The organism is Tardiphaga sp. OK245 (assembly GCF_900108575.1).
Lineage (GTDB): Bacteria > Pseudomonadota > Alphaproteobacteria > Rhizobiales > Xanthobacteraceae > Tardiphaga > Tardiphaga robiniae.
In genome coordinates this window covers 506406-530498 of record NZ_FNWZ01000004.1, presented here as the reverse complement: position 1 = coordinate 530498, position 24093 = coordinate 506406, and the positions used below count along the sequence as shown (strand labels likewise).

Annotated in this window: 20 protein-coding genes; 8 read left to right on the top strand and 12 right to left on the bottom strand. The window is 62.4% G+C overall.

Translation table 11 applies throughout. The features are described 5' to 3' along the window. Positions 1-21: 21 nt before the first annotated feature. From BLW80_RS21120 to BLW80_RS21100, 5 genes are all read left to right on the top strand, one after another. Positions 22-1587, top strand: coding sequence for an ABC transporter substrate-binding protein (locus BLW80_RS21120; protein ID WP_093759487.1), 1566 nt, complete (start codon positions 22-24; stop codon positions 1585-1587). An 84-nt stretch (positions 1588-1671) separates the two neighbouring features. After that, a complete protein-coding gene (locus tag BLW80_RS21115; protein WP_093759486.1) occupies positions 1672-2643 on the top strand; it encodes an ABC transporter permease in 972 nt (323 codons plus the stop codon). Continuing rightward, the gene (locus tag BLW80_RS21110) at positions 2640-3479 is read left to right on the top strand and encodes an ABC transporter permease (protein ID WP_093759485.1); all 840 of its coding nucleotides are present in this window, start codon (positions 2640-2642) and stop codon (positions 3477-3479) included. Before BLW80_RS21115 ends, BLW80_RS21110 begins: the two co-directional genes overlap by 4 nt. Further along, complete coding sequence (locus BLW80_RS21105) at positions 3479-5098, top strand: ABC transporter ATP-binding protein (protein WP_093759484.1); 1620 nt, start codon at positions 3479-3481, stop codon at positions 5096-5098. The genes BLW80_RS21110 and BLW80_RS21105 overlap by 1 nt, the downstream gene beginning before the upstream one ends. Positions 5099-5117: 19 nt before the next feature. Then, entirely contained in the window at positions 5118-6056 is a 939-nt protein-coding gene (locus BLW80_RS21100) for a 2-hydroxyacid dehydrogenase (protein ID WP_244528367.1), read from the top strand. A gap of 168 nt (positions 6057-6224) precedes the next feature. Here BLW80_RS21100 and BLW80_RS21095 read toward each other — a convergent pair whose 3' ends face one another. The 5 genes from BLW80_RS21095 to BLW80_RS30940 all read right to left on the bottom strand — a co-directional run bounded on the left by BLW80_RS21095 (position 6225) and on the right by BLW80_RS30940 (position 11511). Next, positions 6225-6803 carry a sarcosine oxidase subunit gamma gene (locus BLW80_RS21095; protein WP_139285874.1) on the bottom strand — a complete coding sequence of 193 codons (579 nt, stop codon included), beginning with the start codon at positions 6801-6803 and terminating at the stop codon, positions 6225-6227. After that, positions 6796-9762, bottom strand: coding sequence for a sarcosine oxidase subunit alpha family protein (locus tag BLW80_RS21090; protein ID WP_093759481.1), 2967 nt, complete (start codon positions 9760-9762; stop codon positions 6796-6798). The genes BLW80_RS21095 and BLW80_RS21090 overlap by 8 nt, the downstream gene beginning before the upstream one ends. Beyond that, on the bottom strand, positions 9759-10019 hold the full coding sequence (locus BLW80_RS21085) for a sarcosine oxidase subunit delta (protein ID WP_093759480.1): 261 nt from the start codon (positions 10017-10019) through the stop codon (positions 9759-9761). The genes BLW80_RS21090 and BLW80_RS21085 overlap by 4 nt, the downstream gene beginning before the upstream one ends. A gap of 6 nt (positions 10020-10025) precedes the next feature. Then, complete coding sequence (locus BLW80_RS21080; protein ID WP_093759479.1) at positions 10026-11276, bottom strand: sarcosine oxidase subunit beta family protein; 1251 nt, start codon at positions 11274-11276, stop codon at positions 10026-10028. 109 nt (positions 11277-11385) lie between these two features. Continuing rightward, entirely contained in the window at positions 11386-11511 is a 126-nt protein-coding gene (locus BLW80_RS30940; RefSeq protein ID WP_256461202.1) for a hypothetical protein, read from the bottom strand. 125 nt (positions 11512-11636) lie between these two features. Here BLW80_RS30940 and BLW80_RS21075 point away from each other — a divergent pair, with 125 nt between their 5' ends. Continuing rightward, positions 11637-12455 (top strand): aldo/keto reductase, encoded by an 819-nt coding sequence (locus BLW80_RS21075; RefSeq protein WP_093759478.1) that lies wholly within the window; start codon positions 11637-11639, stop codon positions 12453-12455. A 195-nt stretch (positions 12456-12650) separates the two neighbouring features. Here the strand turns inward: BLW80_RS21075 and nikR are convergent, their stop codons facing one another. Continuing rightward, positions 12651-13091, bottom strand: coding sequence for a nickel-responsive transcriptional regulator NikR (nikR, locus tag BLW80_RS21070; RefSeq protein ID WP_093759477.1), 441 nt, complete (start codon positions 13089-13091; stop codon positions 12651-12653). A 96-nt stretch (positions 13092-13187) separates the two neighbouring features. Between nikR and BLW80_RS21065 the strand changes: the two genes are divergently transcribed. Beyond that, complete coding sequence (locus tag BLW80_RS21065) at positions 13188-15482, top strand: TonB-dependent receptor domain-containing protein (protein WP_093759476.1); 2295 nt, start codon at positions 13188-13190, stop codon at positions 15480-15482. A 92-nt stretch (positions 15483-15574) separates the two neighbouring features. Continuing rightward, the gene (locus tag BLW80_RS21060; RefSeq protein WP_093759475.1) at positions 15575-16726 is read left to right on the top strand and encodes a lactonase family protein; all 1152 of its coding nucleotides are present in this window, start codon (positions 15575-15577) and stop codon (positions 16724-16726) included. Positions 16727-16959: 233 nt separating this feature from the next. Here BLW80_RS21060 and BLW80_RS21055 read toward each other — a convergent pair whose 3' ends face one another. The 6 genes from BLW80_RS21055 to BLW80_RS21030 form a co-directional block, all read right to left on the bottom strand. Then, entirely contained in the window at positions 16960-17895 is a 936-nt protein-coding gene (locus tag BLW80_RS21055) for an MBL fold metallo-hydrolase (protein ID WP_093759474.1), read from the bottom strand. 269 nt (positions 17896-18164) lie between these two features. Next, a complete protein-coding gene (locus BLW80_RS21050; protein ID WP_093759473.1) occupies positions 18165-19064 on the bottom strand; it encodes an NAD(P)/FAD-dependent oxidoreductase in 900 nt (299 codons plus the stop codon). After that, the gene (locus BLW80_RS21045) at positions 19061-19528 is read right to left on the bottom strand and encodes an RrF2 family transcriptional regulator (protein ID WP_093759472.1); all 468 of its coding nucleotides are present in this window, start codon (positions 19526-19528) and stop codon (positions 19061-19063) included. Before BLW80_RS21045 ends, BLW80_RS21050 begins: the two co-directional genes overlap by 4 nt. Before the next feature lie 250 nt (positions 19529-19778). Beyond that, positions 19779-20993, bottom strand: a complete 1215-nt coding sequence (locus BLW80_RS21040; protein WP_093759471.1) for an acyl-CoA dehydrogenase — start codon at positions 20991-20993, stop codon at positions 19779-19781. A gap of 124 nt (positions 20994-21117) precedes the next feature. Further along, the gene (gene ribB / locus BLW80_RS21035; protein ID WP_089263618.1) at positions 21118-22209 is read right to left on the bottom strand and encodes a 3,4-dihydroxy-2-butanone-4-phosphate synthase; all 1092 of its coding nucleotides are present in this window, start codon (positions 22207-22209) and stop codon (positions 21118-21120) included. A gap of 479 nt (positions 22210-22688) precedes the next feature. Then, complete coding sequence (locus BLW80_RS21030) at positions 22689-24044, bottom strand: hypothetical protein (protein WP_170849750.1); 1356 nt, start codon at positions 24042-24044, stop codon at positions 22689-22691. Positions 24045-24093: the final 49 nt, after the last annotated feature.

Below are 24093 nucleotides of genomic sequence, written 5' to 3'. Positions count from 1 at the left end.
GCCGGCACTAAGGGGAAAGATATGTTGAAGAAATTTGTACTGGCTTTGGCCCTGACCAGCGTGAGCCCGCTCGTCTTCACGAGCACGATGGCGCTCGCGCAGGAGCCGAAGATGGGCGGCACCATCAATGCGGTGATCCAGCCAGAGCCGCCAGGCCTGATGCTCGCACTGGTTCAGAACGGCCCGACCCAGATGGTCTCGGGCAACATTTATGAAGGCCTGCTGCGCTACAGCAAGACACTGGAGCCGCAGCCGGGTCTCGCCGAGAGCTGGACCATCAGCCCGGATGCCAAGACCTACACGTTCAAGCTCAAGCAGGGCGTGACCTGGCACGACGGCAAGCCGTTCACCGCGGCCGACGTGCTGTTCTCCATCGAGACGCTGAAGGTCACCCACGCCCGCGCGCGCAACAACCTCGTGCAGCTCGACAAGGTCGAAGCGCCGGACGATTACACCGTCGTCTTCACGCTGAAGCAGCCCTTTGGCCCCTTCATCGGCATCTTCGAAGTCGGCTCGATGCCGATCATCCCGAAGCACATCTATGAAGGCTCCGACGTCAAGACCAATCCCGCGAACAATACGCCGATCGGTACCGGCCCGTTCATGTTCAAGGAATGGAAGAAGGGCTCGTTCATCCAGCTGGTGAAGAACCCGAACTACCACGTCCAGGGCAAGCCCTATATCGACGGCATCTACTGGCAGATCATTCCGGACGCCGCTGCGCGTTCGGTGGCCTACGAGACCGGTAAGGTCGATGTTCTGCCCGGCGGTTCGATCGAGAACTTCGACGTGCCGCGCGTGAGCAAGCTGCCGAATACCTGCGTCACCGGCGACGGCTGGGAGTTCTTCTCGCCAATGGCCTGGATGTGGCTCAACAACCGCACCCCCGTGCTCGCCAACAAGAAGGTTCGTCAGGCGATCATGTATGCGGTGGATCGCGAATTCGCCAAGGACGTGATCTGGAACGGTCTCGGCAAGGTGGCCACCGGCCCGTCGTCGTCGGCAATCAAGTTCTACACCGACAACGTGCCGAAATACCCCTACGATCCGGCCAAGGCCAAGGCGCTGCTGAAGGAAGCCGGCTACAAGGGCGAGAAGATCCGCCTGATGCCGCTGCCTTACGGCGAAACCTGGTCGCGTTGGGGTGAAGCTGTGAAGCAGAACCTCGTCGACGTCGGCATGAATATCGAGACCATCGCCACCGACGTTCCTGGTTCGAACCAGAAGAACATGGAGTGGGATTACGATATCTCCTTCACCTATCTCTATCAGTACGGCGATCCGGCGCTCGGCGTTGGCCGCAACTACGTGACGAGCGCCATCCAGAAGGGCCAGCTGTTCAACAATCTCGAGGGATACTCCAATCCTGAGGTCGACAAGCTGTTCGAAGAGGGCGCCGTCGCCACGCCGGATTCGAAGCGCAAGGAAATCTACGAGAAGGTCCAGAAGATCCTCGTCGAGGACGTCCCCGTGGCATGGCAGCTTGAACTGCAGTTCCCGACCATCACGAACTGCAAGATCAAGAACCTGATCACGACCGGTATCGGCGTCAATGACGGTTTCCGCGACGCCTGGATCGACAAGTAAGCTTTCAGCCTGATGCCCGTGACGATCCCTCGGATTGTCACGGGTTTTCTTTGTGTACTCTGACCTGAATGCGATGGACCTCTGATGCTGTCATTCGTTGCCCAGAGGATCGTGAAGGGCGTGTTCGTCCTGCTTGCGATCATCGTGATGAACTTCTTCCTGATCCGCCTTGCGCCCGGCGATCCCGCAGCGGTGATGGCCGGTGAAGCCGGCGCCAGCGATGAGCAATTCGTCCAGCAGCTGCGCGAAAAGTTCTCACTGGACAAACCGCTGCCGGAGCAGCTGTTCATTTACGTGAAGGGTGTCGTCACCCTCGACCTCGGTTTCTCGTTCCGCCAGCAGATGCCGGTCGCGAGGCTGATCGCCGAGCGTCTGCCGGCGACGCTGCTGCTGACGCTGACGGCGTTCGGCATATCGCTGTTGCTGGGCATCACATTCGGTACGCTGGCCGCGAGATTTGCGGGGACATGGGCGGACACCGCCATCACTGTCTCGGCGCTGCTGTTCTATGCCACGCCGATCTTCTGGGTCGCGCTGATGTCGATCCTGCTATTCTCCGTCTATCTCGGCTGGCTGCCGAGCTTTGGCTACGAGACCGTCGGTGGAAACTTTACCGGATGGGCACATGTGAAAGACGTGGCTCTGCATCTGGTGATGCCGGCCATGACCATCGGCCTATTCTTCATGGCGACCTATACGCGCATGACGCGTGCCTCGATGCTTGAGGTCAAGCGGCTGGATTTCGTTAAGACCGCCCGCGCCAAGGGCCTGCGCGACAACATCATCCAGCGCCGCCACGTGCTGCGCAACGCGCTGCTGCCGGTGGTGACGCTGGCCGGCGTCCATTCCGGTACGTTGGTGGGCGGCGCGGTGCTCACCGAGACGGTGTTTGCATGGCCCGGCATCGGCCGGTTGCTTTATGAGGCGCTCTTGCAACGCGATTATAACCTTCTGCTCGGCGTCTTCGTGGTCTGCTCGGCGATGGTCCTGATCTTCAACCTCGTCACCGACCTCGTTTATCGGCTGGTCGATCCACGCATCGAGTTTGCATCATGAAGAAGTTCTGGAAATTGATGCTGCGCAATCCCGGCGGCGTTATCGGTCTGGTCATCATCACGCTTGCGATTTTCGTCGCGCTGTTCGGGCAGATGATCTTCCCGACCTCGCCCTGGCGCATGGTGCAGCGGCCGTTCCTGCCGCCCTTCACCAATCCCATGGTGACCCTCGGCACCGATGCGCTGGGGCGCGACGTGTTCGCCGGCCTGATCTACGGCGCCCGCGTGTCGTTGCTGGTCGGTCTCGTTTCGACCACCGTGGCGCTGACCATCGGTGTGCCGCTCGGCGCCATCGCCGGCTATTTCGGCGGCAAGGTCGACGACGCACTGATGCGCTTCACCGAGTTCTTCCAGACCATTCCGAGCTTCCCGCTGGCCATTGTGCTGGTGGCGATCCTGCAGCCGTCGATCTATTCCATCGTCGGTTCCATCGCCATCGTTTCGTGGCCGCCGGTGGCGCGCCTCGTGCGCGGCGAGGTGCTGTCGCTGCGCACGCGCGAATATGTCCAGGCCGCCATCGTGACCGGCCAGAGTAACACCTGGATCATTTCGCGCGAGATTTTGCCGAATGCGCTGTCACCGGTGATCGTGCTGGCGTCGCTGATGGTGGCGAATGCGATCCTGCTGGAATCCTCGCTGTCGTTCCTCGGCCTTGGCGATCCCAACCTGATGTCCTGGGGCTACATGGTCGGCGCGGGCCGGACGGTGATCCGTCAGGCCTGGTGGATCACGGTCTTCCCCGGCGTTGCCATCCTGATTTCGGTGCTCGGCATGAACCTGATCGGCGAAGGCCTCAACGACGCGCTCAATCCGCGCCTGGCGAAGGATAGCCGCTGATGATTGCTACCCCCGCCGTTTCCATCAAGAATCTCAAGATCGCCCTGCCGAAGAGCGCCGAACGCCCTTATGCGGTCGATGGCGTGTCCATCGATCTCATTCCCGGCGAGATCGTCTGCGTCGTCGGCGAATCCGGTTCCGGCAAGTCCATGTGCGCGCATGCGCTGATGGGACTGTTGCCGGATACGGTGAAGACCGAGACCGGCGAAGTTCTGTTCGAGGGCCGGAATCTTCTGAAGCTCGACGAGAGCGGCTGGCGCGAAGTGCGCGGCCGCGGCATCGCCATGGTGTTCCAGGAGCCGATGACCGCGCTCAATCCCTTGATGCGGATTGGCGAGCAGATGATGGAAATGTTCGAGGCGCATAATCTTTTGACGCCGAAGGAGCGCCGCGCCAAGGCCCTCAGCCTCGCTAAGGAAGTCGGTCTGCCCGATCCGGAGCGCATCATCCGCGCCTATCCGCACCAGCTCTCCGGCGGCCAGCGCCAGCGCGCGATGATCGCCATGGCGCTTGCGCTCGAACCATCGGTGCTCGTCGCCGACGAGCCGACCACCGCGCTCGATGTCACCACACAGGCCCAGATCCTCAAGCTGATCCGCAACCTGCAGCGCAGCCGCAACATGGCTGTGATGTTCATCACCCACGACTTCGGCGTCGTCGCCGATATCGCCGACCGCGTCGTGGTGTTGCGCCATGGCAAGATCGTGGAAGAAGGCTCGATCGACGCTGTCTTCAGGAATCCGCAGCACGATTACACCAAGGCTCTGCTGGCTGCCGTTCCGTCGATGCATCCGCCGGTGCGAGCGTCGCTGGATGAAAATGCGAAGGCTGTCGAAGTCATCGGCCTCGACAAGACCTATGTGACCTCGGGCGGCTGGTTCAAGCCGGATCGCCGCGTCCAGGCAGCGAACGAAGTCACGTTCTCGATCATGCAGGGCGAGACCGTCGGTCTCGTTGGCGAGTCCGGTTCGGGTAAATCGTCAGTGGCGCGTCTGGTGATGCGGCTGATCGAGGCCGACCGGGGGACCGTGCGTATCGGGGATATCGATCTCACGGCCCTCGAAGGCAAGGCGCTGCGAGCGCAGCGCCACCGCATCCAGATGATCTTTCAGGACCCGTTCGCTTCGCTCAATCCGCGTCGCCGGGTCGGCCAGATCATCACCGATGGCCCGATCGCCCGCGGCACCGATCCCAAGGTCGCGATGCAGCGTGCGCGTGATCTGCTGGGGATGGTCGGCCTCGATGCCGGCTCGCTCGACCGTTATCCGCACGAATTTTCCGGTGGCCAGCGCCAGCGTCTCGGCATCGCCCGCGCGCTTGCGATGGATCCGGAGATCATCGTCGCCGACGAAGCCGTCTCCGCGCTCGACGTCTCGGTGCAAGCGCAGGTGCTGAAGCTGCTCGAAGACCTCAAGGCCCGCCTCGGTCTGTCTATGCTGTTCATCACCCACGATCTGCGCGTCGCCGCACAGATCTGCGATCGCATCGCGGTGATGCAGCGCGGAGTGATCGTCGAGCTGAAGCCGACGGCGCAATTGTTTGCGTCGCCGGAACATCCCTATACCCGCGAATTGCTCGGTGCCGTCCCCGGCCAGAGTTCGCCATCCCAGGCCGCCTGACCTTATGCCGACGTCTCCCGTGACTTGCGTTTTCCTGAGCAGGACCATCAACCTGCGCAAATACCTGACCAACGAAATCGCCCGGCTCGACGGCAAGGTCAATTTTGTCGATCACCTTGACGGCACCGATCCGGCCAAGGTCGACATGGCGGTGAGCTGGCATCCGCATGCGGATGCGTTCGATCACTATCCGAACCTGAAGGCGGCGTGTTCCATCGGCGCCGGCGCCGACAGCATCCTGAACTGTCCGAGCCTGCGCGATGGCATCGACGTGGTGCGCGTGGTCGAGCCGGCACAGGCTCAGATGATGTCCGGCTTCGTGATCTGGAACGTGATCTATCACCAGCGCCAGTTCGGGACCTATCTGCAGAACCAGCGCGATCACGTGTGGAAGCGCCTCGGTGGCGGCCGTCGCCCGTCCGAGGTTCCGATCGGTATTCTCGGCTATGGCGCCATCGGCGCCCGCGTCGCGTCCGATCTGGCGATGCTCGGCTTCCCTGTCCGGGTGTGGAGCCGCTCGGCGAAGCCGACGACACCGGGCGTGACCGGCTTCCACGGCAGCGATGGGCTCGACGCGATGCTCGCGGGTTCCGAGGTGCTGGTGAACCTGCTGCCGCTCACCGAAGAAACCCGCGGCATCCTCGATGCAAGCCTGTTCGCCAAGCTGCCGCGCGGCAGCTATCTCATTCAGGTCGGTCGCGGCGAGCACTCGGTCGAGCAGGATATCCTCGATGCGCTTGCCAGCGGGCACCTCTCCGGCGCGACACTCGATGTATTCCACACCGAGCCGCTGCCCAAGGACCATCCGTTCTGGTCGCATCCGCAGATCGTGCTGACGCCGCACGACGCCTGCGAGGTCACTATGACCGCCATCGGTGATACGATTTTGGCGACGGCCGAAGCCGTGAAGCTGGGCGTGCAGCCGAAGGATTCGGTGGATCGCAGCCGGGGATATTGAGCGCGGCGAGATCGTCTCTCTCGGTTGTCGTCCCCGCGAAGGCGGGGACCCATAACCACGATGCGTGTAATAAAATAGCAGAGCTACAACGAGCACGTTTGACTTAGTTCTTCGGCGTTTATGGATCCCCGCCTTCGCGGGGATGACACCTGAGAGGGCAGACGTAGACTACTCCACGGCCAGTCCCGTCACGGCCGCCGATGCTTCCAGCCAGTGCAGGAAACTACCGGCCATGCTGCGCGCAGCCGCAATGTGAAACGTTGGCGCCTCGTCGACCTTCCACAGCGTCACGCCCATATGCGCGATCTGCGTGACCGCAACGCTGCCGGCTGGAAACGCCGCGGCGCTAAGATCGATGGCGACGCCCTTGGCCAGCACGTCGAGCAGGGCCGGCCCGGTTAGCCGCAGCAATCCGACGCCATCGGACTGATCGACGACGGAGGCGAGGCCATCGAGCTGCTGCGCAAGGCTAACGACGAAACGCGGTGTGCCCGCATCGTGGGTCACCAGCCAGCGGCCGGGACCGGTGCCGAGAAATGATGTCGCATCGCTGCCGGAGCCGTGCGGTCCCCGTGGCAGGTTGATATCGAACTGTTCCTTCACGGCAGCAGCGAGCGCGGCACCCTGGCCCTTGCGGGCCATGACCGTCGCAATGGCGATGCCGCGACGTTCCCGTGCGATGACGCCGCGGCCATCGCCCATGGAGCGCAGGTTTGCGAAGGCTGGGATATGGGCGAGATCAAGCACGCAGCCGCGCTCCTTCTGTATCGACGAAGACGGGATCGACGACCTCAAGTTCGAGATCGCCGGAGCGTACGGGGTCCCAGGCGCGGATGATCTCGCCGTGTCGCTCCGGTCCGCGCGCCAGCAGGCCGAGCCCGATCCAGTGATTATTGCTTGGGCTGAAAGCCGAAGAGGTGATGAAGCCGGCATTGGTGTCCGGCGCAGGCATGACATCGCGCGCGAACAGCAATGCGCCATTGCGCAGGCGCTGGCTGCGATCGACGGGGCGCAGGCCGACCAGCGTAGGGCGGTCGGGATCGATCAGCGCTTCACGCGCCGCCATGGTGCGGCCGATATAGTCCTTCTTCACCGACATCATGCGTCCAAGCCCGAGATCACGCGCCACGGTCTGGCCGTTGAGTTCGGAGCCGGCGACATGGCCCTTTTCGATCCGCATCACTGACAGCGCTTCGGTGCCATAGGGCGTAACGCCGAGCGGCTTGCCGGCCTGCATCAGCGCGTTGAACAGCGCCTCGCCATAGCCCGCGGGCGCGGCGATCTCATAAGCGAGTTCGCCGGAAAACGAGACGCGGAACAGCCGCAGCGGAATATTGCCGACACGAAACTCGGCGCAGGCCATGTACGGAAAGGCCTCGTTCGAGACATCAAAGGCGTCGCCGAGCAGCGCCTGCAGCAGGTCGCGCGACTTCGGCCCCGCGACCGCAACTTGCGCCCATTGTTCGGTCACCGAGACCATCTGCACGTCGAGTTCGGGCCATAGCACCTGATGGCAGTATTCCAGATGCTGCATCACCTTGCCGGCATTCACGGTCGTGGTGGTCATTACATAGTGATCGGCGGAGAGACGCGCGGTGGTGCCGTCATCCATCACGAAGCCGTCTTCGCGCAGCATCACGCCATAGCGCACCTTGCCGACGGGCAGCGTCGAGAAGGTGTTGATATAGACGCGGTCGAGGAAGGTGCCGACATCGGACCCGCACAGCGCGATCTTCCCGAGCGTCGAGACATCGCAGATGCCGACGCTGGAGCGCACAGCCTTCACCTCGCGGGTGACGCTCGTGAGCCAGTCATTCTCGCCGGGCAAATTGAACCACTGCGCGCGCATCCATTGGCCGGCTTCGACGAAGGTCGCGTTCAATGCAGCAGAGGCCGCGTGGCTCGCCGTCAGCCGCACCGGCTTGAAATGCTTGCCGCTGTGCAGACCCGCAAAAGCACCGATGGCGACCGGCACATGCGGCGGGCGCGCCCGCGTCGCGCCGGTCTCGGCGATGGTCTTCCTGATTTCGCCGGCGAGGATCGCAAGGCCGTTGACGTTGGACGTCTTGCCCTGATCGGTCGCCATGCCAAGCGTCGTGTAGCGCTTGAGCTGCTCGACCGAACGGAAGCCCTCTTGCGCCGCGAGAGCAACATCAGTCGCGGTGACATCGTTCTGCAGGTCGACAAACGCCTTGCGGCGCGATCCCTTGAACAGCCAGACCGGAGTGTTGCCGGATGCTTCGTCACTTGCAACGATCGGCTTCTGCGTCTGCAGGCCGAGGCCGACATGCGAGGCCGCTTTTGCTCCGGCCAGCGCGCCGTGCTCAAGCGCGTCCGCGAGCGTCCATTGCGCGGCTGCGGCGCCTGCGATCTGCATGCCCGGTGGCATGTCGTTGCAGAGAAACGCCGATTTCTCCTCCGACCAACTGCCCTTGCCACCGAGATGCGTGGCGATGCCGATGCTCGGCGACCAGCCGCCGGAGACGCCGAGCGTGTCGACGGCCACGCTGCGCGTCTGGCCAGCACTGTCGGTGATCTCGATGTTCGTCAGCCGGCGATAGCCCGATGTGTCCGAGACATGCGCGCCGAGAAACTGCGGTGCATTGCCTGCGAGTTTGCGCACCTCAGGCGAAACCTCCGTCCGTGCATCGACCACAACAGCGATCTCGGCGCCGGCCGCTTGCAAGTCGAACGCACTGCGCCAGCCATCGTCCGATGTCGTGAAGATCGCAACGCGTTGGCCCGGCACCACGCCGAAGCGGTTGGCATAAGTGCGCAATGCCGAAGCCGCCAAGATGCCGGGCCTGTCATTGCCGGGAAATACAAGCGGTCGTTCCTGCGCGCCAGCGGCGAGCACGCACTGTTTGGCGACGATCTTCCACAGCCGCTGGCGCGGCGCGAACGGCGGCGGCACCGGCAGATGATCGCTGACGCGCTCGATGGCGCCATATTCGCCGTCATAGGCGCCGAACACGGCGGTGCGCTTGAGGATGCGGACATTCGGCAGGGTGCCGAGTTCGGCCTCCGCCAGCGCCGCCCATGAGACCGCCGAGACGCCGTCGATCTGTGCGGTGTCGCTGAGCAGACGACCTCCCAAAACGAAGTCTTCTTCGGCGAGGATCACGCGCGCACCGGCGCGCCCGGCCGCAAGCGCAGCGGTGAGGCCTGCCGGGCCGGCGCCGATCACCAGCAGATCGCAGAAGGCGTGCGATTTCTCATACGTGTCGGGGTCGTCGAGGCCGCTGAGTGCACCCAAGCCCGCCGAGGCACGGATGGCGGGCTCGTAGAATTTCTCCCAGAACGCCGCGGGCCACATGAAGGTCTTGTAGTAGAAGCCTGCATTGAGCAGCGGCCCGGCGAGCTGATGCACGGCGCGCAGATCGAAATTTGGCGACGGCCAGCAGTTCTGGCTCGATGCGGCGAGGCCATCAAACAGCTCGACCGTGGTGGCCTTGGTGTTTGGTTCGGCGCGCGCGCCCGAGCGCAGCGTCACCAGCGCATTCGGCTCTTCCGGCCCGGCCGAGAAGACGCCGCGCGGCCGGTGATATTTGAACGAGCGGCCGACCAGCATCGTGTCATTGGCGAGCAGCGCCGACGCCAGCGTATCGCCGGCATAGCCGCCATAGGTCTTGCCGTCGAAACTGAAGCTGACCGGCTTGGACCGGTCGATCAGACCACCGGATGCGAGGCGACGCGAGATGCTCATGACGTCGCCTCGTCATGAGCGAGCACGGCGTCGATTACCTCATGCGTCGAGACGTTGCGCGTGACCTTGAGCCAGGCGTGGCAGCCGGCGGCGTGATACCAATATTCCCTGTGCACGCCGGCGGGATTGTCGCGCAGATAGACATAGTCGAACATTGCATCGGCATTATCGGGCGCGGGCCGTGTCAGCGTGGCGTCGCCGGAATAGGAGAACTCCGAGGCGTCACGGGATCCGCAATAGGGGCAGGGGATGCGCATGGGGCCTCAGTGCAGGTTCGGTTGGGCGCCCTGGCCCTTTTCGTCGACGACGTGACCGCTGCGAAAACGACCGAGCAGCAGGCGATTGGCAGCGGGATGCGGCTCGTCCTTCGCCAGCAGATGCGCGAAGACGAAGCCCGAGCCCGGCGTCGCCTTGAAGCCGCCATAGCACCAGCCGGCATTAAGATAGAGTCCTTTGACGTGGGTGCGGTCGATGATCGGCGAGCCGTCCATCGACATGTCGACGAGGCCGCCCCAGTCGCGCAGCATCCGCGCGCGGCCGATCGCCGGCATCAGGGCCATGCCGCCTTCGCAGACATCCTCGACCACAGGCAGATTGCCGCGCTGAGCATAGGAGTTGTAGCCGTCGATATCGCCGCCGAAGACGAGGCCGCCCTTGTCGGACTGGCTGATGTAAAAGTGCCCGGCGCCGAAGGTGATGACGCCGGGAATGACAGGCTTCAGTCCCTCGGAGACGAAGGCCTGCAGCACATGACTTTCGATCGGCAGCCGCATCCCGGCCATCGCCGCGACGCGCGACGACGAGCCGGCGACGGCAATGCCGATCTTCTTGGCCTTGATCGCGCCGCGCGAGGTCTGCACGCCCACCACGCGACCGTCGACGATGTCGATCCCCGTGACCTCGCAATTCTGGATCACGTCGACGCCGCGATCGCTGGCGCCGCGGGCGTAGCCCCAGGCGACGGCATCATGGCGCACGGTGCCGCCGCGCTTCTGCAAGAGGCCGCCCTGGATCGGAAACCGCGCTGCGTCGAAATTCAGGAACGGATAGAGTTTGCGGACCCCCTCGCGGTCCAGCAACTCGCTGTCGGCGCCGTTCAGCCGCATCATGTTGCCGCGCCGGGCATAGGCGTCGCGCTGGCCGTCGGAATGATAGAGGTTCAACACGCCGCGCTGGCTGACCATGGCATTGTAGTTGAAGTCCTGCTCGAGGCCTTCCCACAATTTCAGCGACAGCTCGTAGAGCGAGATATTCTCGGAGAGAAGATAGTTGGACCGGATGATGGTGGTGTTGCGGCCGATATTGCCTGAGCCGATCCAGCTCTTTTCGAGCACGGCGATGTTTTTGAGGCCGTATTCCTTGGCCAGATAATAGGCCGTCGCCAGCCCGTGTCCGCCGCCGCCGACAATGACGATGTCGTATTCGGCCTTCGGCGCAGCATCGCGCCATTGCGGCGTCCAGCCTTTATGGCCGGTGAGGGTTTGCCTGAGCAGCGACGTCAGCGAATAGCGCATGGAAAATCCGGGTGGCGATCAGGCCCGGAGTGTCGCGTATTTCGGGAAGTGGCACCAGTCCAGGCACGACATTCAGAAGCCCATCAGCGACATCGTGAGATGATGCCGCTTAGCGCGCCAGCCAGAAGCCGCCCACCACCAGGATCATGGCCAGCAGGCTGATGACCCCGAGCACGGCCGCAGTGATGGCCAGCAGGCCGTGGGAGTCGAGCCATCCGCGTAATGCCTTTTCCATGGTGCTGAAACTCTCCCGGTGATTTGAGTTTATCGTTGCAGGCTGGCACCGTATCAAACACTTCAGGCGCCGTCGTCTCGGACGGTTTCGCCATATTGAAGAATTGACATGCTTGAGGAAGTGACATGGACAATCTGAATACCCAGGGCATCAAGGTGCCGAAGCTCGGCCTCGGCACGTTCAAGCTCACGGGTGACGGCTGCGTCGCCGGCGTGGAAAGCGCTATCGACCTCGGTTATCGGCACATCGACACCGCCGAAATGTATGGCAACGAGGCCGAAGTCGGCGCCGGCATCAAGGCTTCGGGTATCGCGCGGAAGGATCTGCATGTCACCACCAAGGTCTGGCATGAGAATCTCGCGCCGGATGCCATCAAGCGCGCCTTCGACACCAGCATGAAGAAACTCGGTCTCGATGTCATCGATCTTTATCTGGTGCACTGGCCCTCGAAGGGCATGAATCTCCCGACGATCTTCGAGACGTTGCTGAAGCTGAAGGATGAGGGCCGCGTTCGCGCCATCGGCGTCGCGAATTTCCCGGTCAAGCTGATGAAGCAGGCGGTGGAGGAGATCGGCGCGCCGGTCGCCTGCAATCAGGTCGAATATCATGCGCTGCTCGACCAGACGAAGCTGCTGACCTATCTGCGGTCGAAGTCGATCCCGCTGGTGGCCTATTGCCCGCTCGGCCAGGGCCGGCTGGCCGACAACGACGTGATGAAAAAGATCGCCGCCAAGCACGGCGTGTCAGCGGCGCAGGTCGCATTGAAATGGTTGCTCGATCAGGACGGCGTCGCTGCGATCCCGAAGGCGTCGCGCAAGGAGAGCCAGCAGGCCAATCTCGACGCGCTGAAGGTCACGCTGGACGACCACGACCGCGAGGCGATCGCGGCACTGCCGAAGACGCAGCGGCTGGTGAATCCAGGCTTCGCGCCGGATTGGGATTGATCTGGCTTCTCCCTCCCCCTTGCGGGGAGGGTGGCCGCGCGTAGCGCGGTCGGGTGGGGGTGCCACAAACTCCGGCCTGAGTGTGGGGCTACCCCCACCCCGGCCTCCACTTCGTCGATGCTTGCGCATCGCCTCGCTCGGCCGACCCTCCCCGCAAGGGGGAAGGATTCCCTCAGCTTGTCGCGCAACTCCACTTCACCCGTGACTGTGCCCCTTCTTCTTCCCCTCCGCCTTCTTCCCCGTCGGCATCATCACCACCCGCCCATATTTCACGCCGCGCTCCGCAATGATGTGATCGGCAAAGTGCTGTACCTCGCTGCCGGAGCCGCGCAGCGCGGTGACTTCCATGCAGTTGTCGCCGTCCAGATGCACATGCAGCGTCGCCAGCGAGAGGTCGTGGTGATGGTGATAGGTGTCGACCAGACGGCGGGAGAGATCGCGCTGGGCGTGGTCATAGACATAGACCAGGGCGGCGACGCATTCGCCGGTCTTGCCCTTCTCCTGTGCGGCCTGCTGCATGCCGGCGCGGGTGAGATCGCGGATCGCCTCGGAGCGGTTCTGATAGCCGTGTTCGGCGATGACAGCATCCAGCTCTTCCATCAGGTCGTCGTCGAGCGTGATCGTAATGCGCTGCATCGGTCCTCTCAAGAAGTATGACGAATCTTTGACTTTGTCATACTTGGCATGTCAGTGTGTTCCGGTTGAACCCAGCATAGCCCGGCCGACTGACCGATGCATCGCTCTCTCTTTTCATCGGCCGGAATCGCCCTGGCTTCGCTCGCAGCCGTCACGCCGTCGGCTGCGCAGCCGGTGACAGTGCTGTCGCCGGTCGAAGTCGAGGCGCCGCCGCGGCCTGCGGCCAAACCACGTGCACCGCGCAGCGGGAATGAGGCAGGCCGTCCAGCGGCACGCCATGTTGCCGCACCGACGTTGGGGGCCGGCGGCATGAGTGTCACGCCCCGCGCCAGTGCAGCGCAGGCGCCGGTCGCCTCTGCCAGCGAGAAGACTGTCAGCGGCACCGAGGTCAATGCACGTCCGCTGTCGCGTCCGGCCGAAGCGCTGGAAGTTGCGCCCGGCCTGATCATCACGCAGTATTCCGGCGAGGGCAAAGCCAACCAGTATTTCCTGCGCGGCGTAAATCTCGATCACGGCACCGATCTCGCCATCTCCATCGACGGCATGCCGGTGAACATGCGCACCCATGGTCACGGTCAGGGCTATGCCGATACAAATTTTCTGATCCCCGAGCTGATCAATTCAGTCAACGTCCGCAAGGGACCGTATTTCGCCGATGAAGGCGACTTCTCGTCCGTGGGTGCGATCCATGTCAGCCTGATCGACAGCGTCGCGCGCACCATGGCGTCGATCACATCAGGAAGTTTCGGTTACAACCGGGCCTTCGGCGTCACCTCCGGCAAAGTTGGCGAAGGCACGCTGCTGGTGGCCGCCGAGGCCAATATCTATAACGGCCCGTGGGACAATCCCGACAAGCTCCAGAAGCTCAACGGCGTGATCCGCTACAGCCAGGGGACGGCCGACAACGGTTTGTCGCTGACCGGCATGGCCTATGGCAACAAGTGGAATTCCACCGATCAGGTGCCGCTACGCGCGATCACTTCCGGCGAGATCGGCCGCTATGGCGCGCTCGATCCCAGCGATGGTGGCAATTCGGAGCGTTTCTCGCTGTCCGGCCGTCTCCGGCAAACCGATCTCGACAGCGCAACCAAACTCGATTTCTACGTCATCAAGAGCAAGCTCAATCTGTGGAACAACTTCACGTTCTTCCTGAGCGATCCGGTCAATGGCGATCAGTTTCACCAATATGACGACCGCGTGCTCGGCGGCATCAACGCCTCGCATACATTCAAGTACAATATCGCGGGCTTCCGCAACGAAACCGAAGTCGGCATCCAGAGCCGCTACGACGATATCAATGTGAGCCTCGGCAACACCATCAAGCGGCAATATCTCTCCACCACGCGCAACGACGGCGTGAAGGAAGGCAGCGTCGGCGTGTTCGTGCAGAACACCACCTTCTGGACCGACTGGCTGCGCACCAATATCGGCTGGCGCGGTGACTATTACGACACTACGGTCAATTCGTTCTTCAATCCCGCCAATTCCGGCAGTGCCACTGCGACCATCGGCAGCCCCAAGGCAGGTCTGGTGATTGGTCCCTTTGCGAAGACCGAGTTGTTCCTCAATGCCGGCGAGGGCTTTCACAGCAACGACGCGCGCGGTGTGACCATCAAGGAATCGCCGAGCGACGATTCGTCGGTCGATAGCTCGCCGTTCCTGGTCAAGACAAAGGGCGCGGAGATTGGATTGCGCACCAGGCTCATTCCAGGGCTGACCAGCTCGATCGCGCTCTTCATGCTGGATTCCGCCTCCGAGATCCTGTTCGTCGGTGATGCTGGTGACACTGAAGCGAGTCGTCCCAGCCGCCGCGTCGGCTTCGAATGGACCAACGACTACAAGCCCACGTCATGGTTGAGTCTTGAAGCCGATCTCGCAATGACCCGCGTGCGCTTCCGCGGCAGCAATGCCGATCAGGCGGCGGCCTATGCGGAGCTCGACGGCTATCCGGCCTCGCAGATTGGCAATGCGCCCGGCAATTTCATTCCCGGCGCGCCCAACATGATCGCCTCGGCTGGCATCAGGCTTGGCGAGGCCACCGGCTGGTTTGGCGCCTTGCGCTATCGTTATTTCGGCCCGCGTCCGCTGACTGAAGACGCGGCCTTCATCTCGCCAGCCACGGGTTTGCTGAACGGCCAGGTTGGTTACCGCTTCGATAATGGCTGGCGCATCCAGCTCGATGCCTTCAACGTGCTCGACAGCAGTTCCGACCAGATCACCTATGCCTATGGCTCGCTGCTGAAAACGGACTCGCTGTTCGCTGCGTGTTTCCCGGCGGGTGGCGGGGCGCCGACGGCGCCTGCCGCGGTGTGCCAGACCGGCATCATGGATCGCGCGCTGCATCCGGTCGAACCGCTGGCCTTGCGGGTAACGGTCGCGGGCCGGTTCTGATCTTCCGGTTCTGACTTTACCGCAGCGCAGCTTGCCTATTCCAAAAGGCGGTAGCATCATCCCTCCCAATGAAAAGAGGCAGGGAGGTGTTGATGCTCGCACGGGTTCGTTCCGTTTCGCGCCGTTGGCCATTCACGCGTGCCAGCGCCGGTTTGAAGGCGCTGCTGGCGATCGTCTCGTTCCCGTTAGCAACAGGGCTCATCATGTCATCGGCCAGTGCCGCCACCTATGTCTATGTCGGCAATGCCGACAGCCAGAACATCAGCATCCTCGAATTGAAGGCGAATGGCAGTCTCGCTGCGATCGACACCGTCGCGGTGCCGGGACCGGCAAAGCCGGGCGGCTCGCTGCCGCTGGCCATCAGTCCCGAGAAGCACCGGCTCTATGCCGGTTTGCGCAACGAGCCCTACACGGCGGTGACCTTCGATATCGATGCCAAAACTGGAAAACTGAAACTTGTTGGCCCCGGGCCACTGGCCGATTCCATGGCCTATATCGCGGTCGATCGCACCGGGCGATTTCTGCTCAGCGCCTCCTATGGCGGCAACAAGGTGACGGTGAACGCCATCGGGCCGAGTGGCGTGATCGCGCCGGCACAACAGGTCGTCGCCACCGAACCGAACGCGCATTGCATCATCGTCGATCCCACCAATCGCTATGTGCTGCATACGAGCCTCGGCGGCGATGTCATCTATCAGCAGAAATTCGATGCCAAGGCCGGCAAGCTGACGCCGAACGATCCGCCGACCGTGAGCGTGAAGGCGAAAGGTGGCCCGCGCCATCTGGTGTTCTCGCCGGACAAGAAGTTCGTCTATCTGCTCAACGAACTCGACGCGGCGATCTATGTATTTCCGTGGGACGCTGCCACCGGCACGTTGAAGAAAGAAACGCAGGTCACCTCCGCGTTGCCGAAGGGTTTCGACGGCAAGCCCTGGGCGGCGGATATCCATCTGACGCCGGACGGCAAGTTTCTCTATGCGTCGGAGCGCACCAGCAACACGATCGCGGCGTTTCGTATCGATCCCAAAACCGGTGCTCTGACGTCACTCGGCTCGACCGCCACCGAGAAACAGCCGCGCGGATTCAACATCGATCCGTCGGGCCGCTATCTGCTGGCGGTCGGTCAGCTCTCGAACAGCATGACGGCCTATGCCATCGACAAGGCGACGGGCAGCCTGACCAAGCTGAACGAAACACCCGTGGGCAAGAATCCGAACTGGGTCGAGATCGTGAACCTGCCGTAAGGACTGTCTCACTTCGGACGCACCGTCCTCTCGCTCCCTCTCCCCGCTCCCTGCGAAGCAAAGCTTCGCTAGGCGGGGAGAGGGGTGGGGTGAGGGGCGTGGGCACGTCGATGCCGCAGAGCTTTTCTCTCGTGTCGGCGCGATCCAATCGTCGCTTGATTGTTGTGAGTGTGTGCCCTGCCCCTCACCCGCCGCGAAGACGCGGCGACCTCTCCCCGCAATGCGGGGAGAGGTTAAGCAGCCATCCGATAGCTTCCGCCGATGACCGGGTCGCCGTCCGTCAGCACCAGGCCGCGGGCGACGAGATCTTCCAGATGCGCCAGCACCGAATAGCCGGCGGCACCCGTCAGGCGGGGATCGAGCCCGATATAGATCGCACGCACGATGGTCGGGATATCCGCTTCGCCCTTGCCGAGGCGATGCAGGATCGAGGCTTCGCGAGCGCGGCGATGGCGAATGAGAAACCGCACATAGCGCTGCGCGTCGGGAATATCCGGGCCGTGGCCGGAGAAATACAGGTCCTCATCGCGCGCGGCGAGTTTGTCCAATGAGGCCATGTAGTCGATCATCGAGCCATCGGGCGGCGCGACGATGGAGGTCGACCAGCCCATCACATGATCGGCGACAAAGAGATACTTCTTCTCGCGCCAGGCAAAGGCCATGTGGTTGGCGGTATGGCCCGGCGTCGCCACGCCTTCCAGCGCCCAGCCGTCGCCCTCGATCACCTCGCCGTCTGCCACCAGCACGTCGGGCTTGAAGTCGCGGTCAGCGCCGGATTCCGGCGAGTGCTTCTCGCTCTCGAAGCGCGGCCGCGAGGCGCGGTGCGGGCCTTCGGCATAGACCGTGGCACCGGTGGCGGCCTTGAGCGCCGCGGTATTCGGCGAATGGTCGCTGTGGGTATGGGTGACGAAAATATGCGTCACGGTCTCGCCCTTAACGGCATCGAGCAGCGCCTGCAGATGAGCGTCACTGGCCGGGCCGGGATCGATGATCGCGACCTTGCCGGTGCCGACGATATAGCTGTTGGTTCCGGTAAAGGTGAAAGGCGAGGGGTTGTTGCAGAGAACCCGGCGCACGTTTGGGCGGACCTGATCGACGACGCCGGGCTTGAGCGGATAATCGCGATTGAACGGAACGTCGTCGTTGGCGCCGTTATCCTTGTCGCTCATGGTCGGTCCTTCCCAGGGTGTTCTTCGCCTGTGATGACTAGCAAGGGGAGCGGGGAAAGCAAACGGCGGCGCGTCGCGGCTGATATGCGGCGGGCATCGCACGCCTGTCATTCCGGGGGCGAACCGACGCCGCAGGCGGCGGGGCGGAACCCGGAATCCCGATGTGTTCATCACTTCTATGGTGCGGGTGGAGAGAAGTGCCGATCACTGCAAGATTCCGGGTTCGCGTCCGGCAAGAGCCGGCCACGCCCCGGAATGACGAGTGTGTGCTACGCGTGCCCTGTCCCGAACATCAGCGACCGATGCGCGCCGACCCCGGCCATCGCACCATCGCCCACCGCAAGCGCCACGGAGCCCGTCGCGCGCGCCATGTCACCGCAGGCGAATACGCCGGAGACGGTGGTTTCCTTGAACATGTCGGTCCGCAGGAACGGTCCCATCGGTCCGTCTTCCATGGCGCAGCCGAGCTGTGCGCCGAGCGGCGAGGCCGGACTGGTGCGCGTCAGCGTGAACATGCCATCGAGCGGAATGATGCGGCCATCCGTGAGTTCGACCTCGATGGATGCGCCTGACAATTGCCTGATCGGTTCGCGCTCGACGGTGACACCGCGCTGCATCAGTTGCATGAGCTGGTCCGCGTCCGGCGTGAACGCGCCGTTGAGAAACAGCGTCGTCGATCCCCAATCCGGCAGCATCAAGGCGTGATGCATTGACATCTCCGACGACGCCAGCACGCCGATCCGGCCCTGATCGAGTTCATAGCCGTGGCAATACGGGCAGTGAAACACATGCTTGCCCCAGCGCTCGGTGAGGCCGGGGACATCCGGCAGCGTATCGACGACGCCGGCAGCGAGGATGATGCGCCTGGACTGATAGCGCGCGCCGCTCTCGGCGCTGACAGTGAAGTCGTTCACGACGCCCGAGCCATCTGTGGCCGTCGCATCGACCCATTCGACAGTGGGATATTTCATCAACTGCGCGCGGGCGTCCGCAGCGATTGCGCCGGGGGCGCGGCCATCTTGGCCGAGAAAGCCGTGCGAGTGTTCAGCGAAGCGATTACGGCGCTGGCCGGAATCCATGACCAGGACCTTGCGGCGCGCACGCGCCAATTGCAGCGCTGCGGAGAGGCCGGCATAGCTGCCGCCGATGACAATGGCATCGAAACTCATTTTGTCTTCCTTGAAATCTTGCTCTGAATTTTGCTGCGATGATCCTCCGCCCGCGCGTGAAAATCCGCGGCGAGCTGCGCCAGCGTGACATCCGCAAGGCGGCCGATCAGCACGGCTTCTGCTTCGGCGAAGGCCGATGTGAGCGAGTGATTGACGGCCTGCTCGACGAGGCAGGTCGGGCTTTCCAGATGAATGCCCATGGCCATCAGGCTGGGCTTGCCCAGCGCGTCATAGATGTCCTTCAGCGTCACGGTTGCGAGGTCGCGCGCGATCTCCCAGCCGCCGCCATGGCCCTTTTCGGAACGCACGAGGCCCGCTTCGCGCAGTCCCGCCATGGTGCGGCGGACGACCACTGCATTGGTGGTCATGCACATGGCCAGTTCGGCGGAGGTCATCGGGCGGTTCTGCTCGGCCATGTGCAGCAGCGCATGCAGCGTGGCGGAGAGGCGGTTGTCTCGTCTCATGTAACTTATGATGATACATGAAAGGGCGAGCGTCAACCCTCTGTCATTCCGGGGCGGGGTCGACGCCGCAGGCGGCGGGACCGAGCCCGGAATCTCGACATGGCAGTCTCCGTAGCCAAACACTCCGGGATTCCGGGTTCACGTCCGGCAAGTGCCGGCCGCGCCCCGGAATGACGGAAGTATGGCCAAATAAAAAATGCCCGGCACAAGGCCGGGCATTTCGAAACTTTGAAACCTGAAGCGTAGACGCTTAACCGAACGCTTGGATACCCGTGATCGCACGTCCTAGGATCAGCGCGTGGACGTCATGCGTGCCCTCATAGGTGTTCACGGTCTCCAGGTTCTGCGCATGGCGCATCACATGGTATTCGGCCTGGATGCCGTTGCCGCCGTGCATGTCGCGGGCCATGCGGGCGATATCCAGCGACTTGCCGCAATTGTTGCGCTTGACCACCGAGATCATGTCCGGATGGAAATTGCCTTCGTCCATCAGGCGGCCGACACGGAGCGAGCCCTGCAGGCCGAGCGAGATTTCGGTCAGCATGTCGGCGAGCTTCTTCTGCACCAGCTGGGTGGCCGCGAGCGGGCGGTTGAACTGCTTGCGGTCCAGCGTGTACTGGCGGGCGCGGGCCATGCAGTCCTCGGCGGCGCCGAGCACGCCCCAGGAGATGCCGTAGCGGGCGCGGTTGAGGCAGCCGAACGGACCCTTCAGGCCCGACACGTTGGGCAGCAGGTTTTCTTCCGGAACGATCACGCCGTCCATGACGATTTCGCCGGTGATCGAAGCGCGCAGTGAAAGCTTGCCGCCAATCTTCGGTGCCGTGAGGCCCTTCATGCCTTTCTCGAGGATGAAGCCGCGGATCTGGTTGTCATGTGCGGCGGACTTCGCCCACACCACGAACACGTCGGCGATCGGGGCGTTCGAGATCCACATCTTGGAGCCCGAGAGCTTGTAGCCGTCCGACACCTTCTCGGCACGGGTCTTCATGCCGCCGGGATCGGAGCCGGCATCGGGCTCGGTGAGGCCGAAGCAGCCGACCCACTCGCCGGTGGCGAGCTTGGGCAGGTATTTCTTGCGCTGGGTCTCATCGCCGTAAGCGTAGATCGGATACATCACCAGCGACGACTGCACCGAGTTCATCGAGCGGTAGCCGGAGTCGACGCGCTCGATTTCGCGGGCCACGAGGCCGTAGGCGACATAGCTGGCATTGGCGCAGCCATAGTCTTCCGGCAGCGTGATGCCGATCAGGCCGAGCTCGCCCATCTCGTTGAAGATTTCGCGGTCGGTATGCTCATTGAGATAAGCGTCGTTGACGCGCGGCAGCAGTTTGTCCTGGGCGTAAGCGCGCGCGGTGTCGCGGATCATGCGCTCGTCTTCGGTGAGCTGGCTATCGAGCAGGAACGCATCGTCCCACTGGAAACTTGCAGCGGCCGGCTTGTCCTTTGCCTTGGGGGCAACGCTCATCGAAATCCCTTTCACATCATGGCTGAGTAATGCGCATTGGCTGCGCGTGTTCTGGTCGCAAGCGCTGTTTCGCTCAACAGGGTGCCGTCTCAGGCGGCACCCGCGCATTGCGTGCTACGGCATTTTAGGTCTTTGAACTATCGCCATCAAGCTGTTCGTTGCAGGCGATCTCGATGCCGAAACCCGACAGGCCCTTGTAGTCATGGGTCGACGAGGTCAGGTGGCGGATCGAGGTGACGCCGAGATCGCGCAGGATCTGTGCACCGACGCCGATTTCACGCCACTGCCGGTTGCGGTCGGCTTCCGCCGACTTCGGCGCATCGAGCGGCTCGACGGGCACGCCCGCGGCGCCATCGCGCAGATAAACCAGCACGCCGCTGCCGTTCTTCTTGAAGCGTTCCAGCACGGGCTGCATCTTGGCCGGGCCGAAAAACACGTCGCGCACGATGTTCGGCTTGTGGAAGCGCGTCAGCACGTTCTTGCCGTCGCCGACGCTGCCGTAAACGAAGGCAACATGGTGGATCGGATCGAACGGCGAGCGATAGGAATAGCCGTGCAGCGGGCCGATCGGACTGTCAGTGGTGAAGGTCGAGACGCGCTCGATCAGCTTCTCGCGGGCCTGCCGATAGGCGATCATGTCAGCGATCGTGACATGCTTGAGCTTGTGCTTGGCCGCGAAGTCAACGACCTGTTGGCCCTTCATCACCGAGCCATCGTCGTTCATCAATTCGCTGATGACGCCGACGGGCGCGAGATTGGCCAGCTTGCAGAGATCGACGGCGGCTTCGGTATGGCCGGAGCGCATCAGCACGCCGCCCTCCCTAGCGATCAGCGGAAAGATATGGCCGGGGCGGGCGAAGTCATTGGCGCCGGCATTCGGATTGGCCAGTGCGCGGCAGCAGGAGGCGCGCTCATCGGCTGAAATACCGGTACCGCCATCGGGCTTGTAGTCGATGGAGACGGTAAAGGCGGTGGTGTGGTTGCTATCGTTGTTGACGACCATCGGATCGAGCCGCAGACGCCGCGCATCCTCGGTGGTGATCGGTGCACAGACGATGCCGGAGGTATGCCGGATGATGAAGGCCATCTTCTCGGCGGTACAGAACGACGCGGCGACGATGAGGTCGCCTTCGCCCTCGCGGTCGTCATCGTCGGTCACCACGACCATTTCGCCGGCGGCAAAGGCTTGCAGAACGTCTGAAATCGGGTCGGCCATAAAATTCGCCTCGGATGCACTCTTGCTCTGTGTGAAGTCCATATGGCGCAGAGCGGGGGGCGGTGCAACCCGCGGAAATGGGGGGCGGTATGCGGGTTCGCAGTGCGGAATGGGCCCCGAATGCACGAACTTGCACACTAAAGCCACGCACTCGGACAGATGTGTCCCCTCCCCCCTTGTGGGGGAGGGTCAGGGAGAGGGGAGCCACAAGCGATGGCGCATGTGTGGCCCTCTCCCGTCTCGACCGCTGACGCGTTCGATCCACCCTCTCCCACCTAGCGAAGCTGCGTTTCGCCTGGGGAGAGAGGAAGAAGAGCGCTTCTGCTACGGCAGCACAGCCCGCCGTTCCGCCAGCTACGCGTCCATTTCGGCGCGGCCTCCCGGCAGATCGTGATCGAGGGCCTCGGCGATCTCCGATTGGCCAGAACGAGCGGAAACGCCGTTTGTAACCAGTCTGGACCCGCTCGCCAATCTACCACCTAGTTTCTAGCGACCTGCGCCGTCGCTGCGACTGCCGCTGCCGGCGAGGGTGCCAGCGCTACAGCAGGTGCAGGTGTCGGACGCTTGTCAGGCGCCCGGCGCTCGTCCAGCCGGTTATTGATCACATCCCAGATCTGGCGGAGGCGGCGAACATGCAAGTCGTCGCGAATGAAGGCGACGATTGCCTGCAGCTCATCCTCTTCATTCAGAGGCCTCTCGCTTCCTTCGCCTTTTGCTTCTTCGGTGGCTAGCGGCTCCTTGAAGGGCGATGGTGGCGTCCGAACAGTCGAAAGAAGAGCTGCAGCCAAACCGTTGCGCAGCACCTGATTCCTGAGACAACGTTCGAGATCAAAGATCGTTCGCACATTCATCTCACGTAGCTTCTTCGTTTTCTCGGATCCGACGGCAAGGATCAATTGCGCCTGGGCGACCCAATCGATGACTTCGTATAGGCCGTACGGCGTTTCGACAAATATCTGGATCGGATTGATCGTTGCGAGATTCTGTACGTCCTCGATTTCGAATTCGCTGAGCCGCAACTTCATAAATGGGTCGATTCCGAGGATCATGTCGAGCGGCAATTCTTCCTGAAGATCCTTGCTCGCATTGCTGACGCGACGAAGCGATATCCAAGGAAATTTTGCGATCAGCACGCTCAGAAATAGATCAGGAAAGAAGCCGATGATGAATGAGATTCCCACTTGGGCTTTCGACACATCTGTAACAGCGTCGAGCGCGTGGAGAATGCCACTTTGGGAAATCGCCGCGGCGACGAAGTTGGCAAGAACGATATGCAGAAACGCGTGAAAGAATGAGGTCGGCGAAAGGTCGAAATTCGAAATCCTTCGGACCAGGTATTGCGTCGACCAGACGTAGCCGCCCAGAAACGCATAACTTATCATACCTGCCGTCTCGGTCGGCTTCCAGAAATACGAATCCTGGCCGCGATCAAAAACAAATACGAAACAGAGAAATGTCAGTATGATATACATCGTGACTGGAAACGCATAATAGCGAAACGAATTCGCATCGGGACCAAGAGAGCTGCGCTCTGGATTGGCGTCCGGATCATACTTGTACTTAACCAGTTCGAAGGACGGTAGAATGAGTGGTCGTCCATCGATGTTCGCAAATTGAAATAATCGCTCTAGATCACGGACGATCTCACGCCTGCTGGCGCGAACGTTCATACGCCCGATGTAGATTCCCAGTGGTACGATCAGACTGAACAGACCGATCGCAAGGTCTCGCTGCAGCGTTTCGGCGGAAAACACCATGGTGGCATGACTCCCCAGATTGGATGAGGCGAACTCCAGTCCGATCACGGAGCGTAACGATATAAAAATATCGTTCAAGTTGTATTTATTTGAAATATTTACCAGAGGTAGTCAGATGAAATCCTAT

Excerpts from the sequence above, each read along its gene's own strand:
- BLW80_RS21050 (WP_093759473.1), bottom strand. The coding sequence starts at position 19,064 with ATGAGTTTCGATGCCATTGTCATCGGCGGCAGCTATGCCGGCCTCTCC.
- BLW80_RS21065 (WP_093759476.1), top strand. The coding sequence starts at position 13,188 with ATGCATCGCTCTCTCTTTTCATCGGCCGGAATCGCCCTGGCTTCGCTC.
- BLW80_RS21110 (WP_093759485.1), top strand. The coding sequence starts at position 2,640 with ATGAAGAAGTTCTGGAAATTGATGCTGCGCAATCCCGGCGGCGTTATC.
- BLW80_RS21080 (WP_093759479.1), bottom strand. The coding sequence starts at position 11,276 with ATGCGCTATTCGCTGACGTCGCTGCTCAGGCAAACCCTCACCGGCCAT.
- ribB (WP_089263618.1), bottom strand. The coding sequence starts at position 22,209 with ATGGCCGACCCGATTTCAGACGTTCTGCAAGCCTTTGCCGCCGGCGAA.
- BLW80_RS21115 (WP_093759486.1), top strand. The coding sequence starts at position 1,672 with ATGCTGTCATTCGTTGCCCAGAGGATCGTGAAGGGCGTGTTCGTCCTG.
- BLW80_RS21120 (WP_093759487.1), top strand. The coding sequence starts at position 22 with ATGTTGAAGAAATTTGTACTGGCTTTGGCCCTGACCAGCGTGAGCCCG.
- nikR (WP_093759477.1), bottom strand. The coding sequence starts at position 13,091 with ATGCAGCGCATTACGATCACGCTCGACGACGACCTGATGGAAGAGCTG.
- BLW80_RS21090 (WP_093759481.1), bottom strand. The coding sequence starts at position 9,762 with ATGAGCATCTCGCGTCGCCTCGCATCCGGTGGTCTGATCGACCGGTCC.
- BLW80_RS21055 (WP_093759474.1), bottom strand. The coding sequence starts at position 17,895 with ATGAGCGACAAGGATAACGGCGCCAACGACGACGTTCCGTTCAATCGC.
- BLW80_RS21060 (WP_093759475.1), top strand. The coding sequence starts at position 15,575 with ATGCTCGCACGGGTTCGTTCCGTTTCGCGCCGTTGGCCATTCACGCGT.
- BLW80_RS21075 (WP_093759478.1), top strand. The coding sequence starts at position 11,637 with ATGGACAATCTGAATACCCAGGGCATCAAGGTGCCGAAGCTCGGCCTC.
- BLW80_RS21105 (WP_093759484.1), top strand. The coding sequence starts at position 3,479 with ATGATTGCTACCCCCGCCGTTTCCATCAAGAATCTCAAGATCGCCCTG.
- BLW80_RS21045 (WP_093759472.1), bottom strand. The coding sequence starts at position 19,528 with ATGAGACGAGACAACCGCCTCTCCGCCACGCTGCATGCGCTGCTGCAC.
- BLW80_RS30940 (WP_256461202.1), bottom strand. The coding sequence starts at position 11,511 with ATGGAAAAGGCATTACGCGGATGGCTCGACTCCCACGGCCTGCTGGCC.
- BLW80_RS21040 (WP_093759471.1), bottom strand. The coding sequence starts at position 20,993 with ATGAGCGTTGCCCCCAAGGCAAAGGACAAGCCGGCCGCTGCAAGTTTC.
- BLW80_RS21085 (WP_093759480.1), bottom strand. The coding sequence starts at position 10,019 with ATGCGCATCCCCTGCCCCTATTGCGGATCCCGTGACGCCTCGGAGTTC.